The organism is Micromonospora sp. NPDC049101 (genome assembly GCF_040648675.1).
Classification (GTDB): Bacteria; Actinomycetota; Actinomycetes; order Mycobacteriales; family Micromonosporaceae; genus Micromonospora.
Genome location: NZ_JBEZED010000064.1, coordinates 1 through 3375, shown reverse-complemented (window position 1 = coordinate 3375; position 3375 = coordinate 1). Strand labels below are relative to the sequence as shown.

Below are 3375 nucleotides of genomic sequence, written 5' to 3'. Positions count from 1 at the left end.
CGCCACCAACGACGACGAACACGCCGTATCCACCGTCACCGCAGGACCCTCAAAACCAAACGTGTACGCCACCCGCCCCGAAGCGACACTGCCGGCGCTGCCGTTTCCCAGATAGCCCTCGAAGCCTTCCGGCACGGACGGGAAACGGCTCGCGTAATCGTGGTACATGACTCCGGCGAACACACCGGTACGGCTGCCCCGCAGCGACGTCGGATCGATGCCGGCCCGCTCGACCGCCTCCCAGGACGTCTCCAGCAGCAGCCGCTGCTGCGGGTCCATCGCGAGTGCCTCGCGGGGCGACAGACCGAAGAAGGCGGGATCGAATTCGGCGGCCTCGTGCAGGAAACCGCCTTCCCTGGCGTAGCTGGTACCGGCGTGGTCCGGGTCCGGGTCGTAGAGGCCGTCGAGATCCCATCCCCGGTCCACGGGGAACCCGGAGACCGCGTCGCCCGCGCTGGCCACCAGATCCCACAGGTCCTGCGGGTCGCCGACCCCACCCGGATACCGGCAGGCCATGCCGACGATCGCGATCGGTTCGTCCACCCGCTGCGTCACCGGCGCCACCGCTTCGGTGGCGGTCACCCCACTGAACTCGGCGGCGAGATGGGCGACCAGCTCCGCCGGGGTCGGGTAGTCGAACAGCAGGGTGGTCCGCAGGGGCAGCCCGGTGGCTGTCTTCAGGCGGTTGCGCAGCTCCACGGCCATCAGGGAGTCGAATCCGAGCGCCCGGAAGGCCTGGTCGGCGGCGACAGCGTCGGGTGCGTCGAGACCGAGCACCGAGGCGGCGTGCGTGCGGACGAGGTCGAACAGGATCCGTTCGCGTTCGGCAGGTGTCGCGGTGGCCATCTCGCGCTGCAGGCCGGACGACGTGCCGGGGCGCCCCGGGCCGCGCCGCGCCGTCCGACGGGCGGCCGGCCTGCGCAGCAGGACGGGCAGGGTCGCGCCGGGCTCGCGCAGGGGGCCGGTCTGCCAGTGGACCGCCGCGAGCACCGGCTCGTCGGCGTCCAGGGCCGCGTCGAACAGGGCCAGCCCGGCGTCGTCGGTGAGCGCGGCCATGCCCGAGCGCGCCAGGCGTACGGTGCCCGCGTGGTCGAGTGAACCCGCCATGCCGTGCTCCTGGCTCCACGGGCCCCAGGCGAGCGAGACGGCGGGCAGTCCCTCCGTGTGCCGGTGGTGGGCCAGGGCGTCCAGGAACGTGTTCGCCGCCGCGTAGTTGCCCTGCCCGGGGTTGCCGACCAGCCCGGCGATCGACGAGAACAGGACGAAGAAACGCAGGTCGAGGTCGCGGGTCAACTCGTGAAGGTGCCAGGCGGCGTCGGCCTTGGGCCGCAGGACGGCCGAGACCCGCTCGGGGGTCAACGACTCGACCGTGCCGTCGTCCAGCACACCCGCGACATGGACGACTCCCGTCAGGGGTGCCGGGACGGCCGCGAGCATTCGCGCCACGGCGGAACGGTCGGCCACGTCGCACGCCACGACGTCGACCGCGGCTCCCATCGCGGTGAGTTCCGCCTCCACCTCGGCCATGCCCGCCGCGGCCCGACCTCTCCGACCCGCCAGCAGCAGACGCCGTACTCCGTGCTCGGCGACCAGGTGTCTGGCCAGCAGCCGGCCCAGTGCGCCCGTGGCTCCGGTGATCAGAACGGTGCCGTCGGAGGCTCCTCCTCGGGTGCCGACTCCGGGGGCCACCCGCACCAACCGCGGGACCGAGATCCGCCCGTCCCGCACCGCGAGTTGGAGCTCGTCCGCCAGGTCGGCGACGGCCGCCAGAGCGCGTACCGATTCGGGCCTGTCGTCCACGTCGGCGAGGACGAACCGTCCCGGATGCTCGGCCTGCGCGGAACGCACGAGTCCCCATACCGCGGCCTGGGCGGGATCGGGGGTCTCGCCCGGCAGGGCGACACCGCCCGTGGTCGTCACCAGCAGGCGGGTACCGGCCATCCGGTCGTCGGCCACCCAGGCCTGGACCACCTCCAGGACCTCACCCACGGTCTCGTGAGCCGCGGTCACGGGGTCTCCCGTGCGGACCCGGCACGGCAGCAGGACGACGTCAGGGGTCGACGCCGCCAGCTCTTCGAGACCTTCGGTGAGCGTCTGGCCGTCCACGTCGAGCACGGGCCACCCGGCCTCCCCGGGTGGCGAGGCGACGGGGATCTCGGACCACTCGACCCGCTGCAGGGACTCCCCGTCCGGGACCGGCGGTGGGATCCGCCCCTCCTCCAGCGGACGCAGGGCGAGCGTTCCGATCGAGACGACCGCGCGGCCCTCGTCGTCGAAGACCTGGAGGGAGTGGGCGTCCGTGCCGGCGGGGACCAGGTGCGCGCGCAACACGGAGGCGCCGGACGCGTGCACCCGGGCCTCGCTCCAGGCGAAGGGCACCGTGGCCCGCTCCGCCGCGCCGGGAGCGCCGAACGCGACGGCGTGCAGCACCGCGTCGAGCAGGGCGGGGTGTACGGCGTAGGAGGAGGACTCCTCGTCCTCGGGCAACCGTGCCTCGGCGAAGACCTCGTCACCTCGCCGCCAGAGCGCTCGCAGGCCCTGGAACACCGGGCCGTAGTCGAACCCGATCCCCGCCAGCCGGTCGTAGAGGTCGTCGACGTCGACCGCTGTCGCGCCGGCCGGCGGCCATGCGGGCGGCACCTCGGGGACCGGGGCACCGCCGGGCGCGAGCACGCCCGAGGCGTGTCGGGTCCACTCCGTGCCGTCGGCAGCGTCCTCGGCCCGGGCGTACACGGTCAGCGCGCGTCGTCCGGCGCTGTCGGCGGCGGCGACGGCGACCTGGACGACCACTGCCTCGTCGGCGGGCAGGACGAGCGGGGCCTCGATGCTGAGGTCCTCCACCCGATCGCACCCGGCCCGGCTCGCGGCCTGCAGCGCGAGTTCCAGGAATGCCGTGCCCGGAAGCACCGCCGCCGCCAGCACCCGGTGGTCGGCCAGCCATGGCTGGGCGTGCAGGGAGAGCCGGCCGGTGAGCAGGAGGCCGTCGGCCTCGGCGAGTTCGGCGGTGGCGCCGAGCAGAGGGTGCCCCGCGGGCCGCAGACCCATGGCCGAAGCCCCGGACGAGGATCCGGTCGGGTCCAGCCAGTAGCGGCGGCGCTGGAACGGGTAGGTCGGCAGCTCGACCGTCCGGGCGCCGAACTGCTGGTAGTAGGAGGCCCAGTCGACGGGTACGCCGTGGACGGCCAGCCGACCCAGCGCCTCGGCCACTGTGCGGTTCTCGGAGGATCGGGATCGCAGCAGCGGCACGACCTCGGTCGTGGCGATCTCCTGCACCAGTGCGGAGAGCACACCATCCGGCCCCAACTCCACGAACGCCGTCACCCCAGCGCCCAACAAAGCCCCGACCCCATCAGAAAAACGAACCGTCTCCCGCAC

Annotated in this window: 1 protein-coding gene; it reads right to left on the bottom strand. The window is 73.5% G+C overall.

From position 1 onward, the window contains the following. Positions 1-3321: type I polyketide synthase (locus AB0B57_RS36750; protein ID WP_357081077.1), on the bottom strand; the 3321-nt coding region annotated here is incomplete at its 3' end. Positions 3322-3375 lie beyond the last annotated feature (54 nt).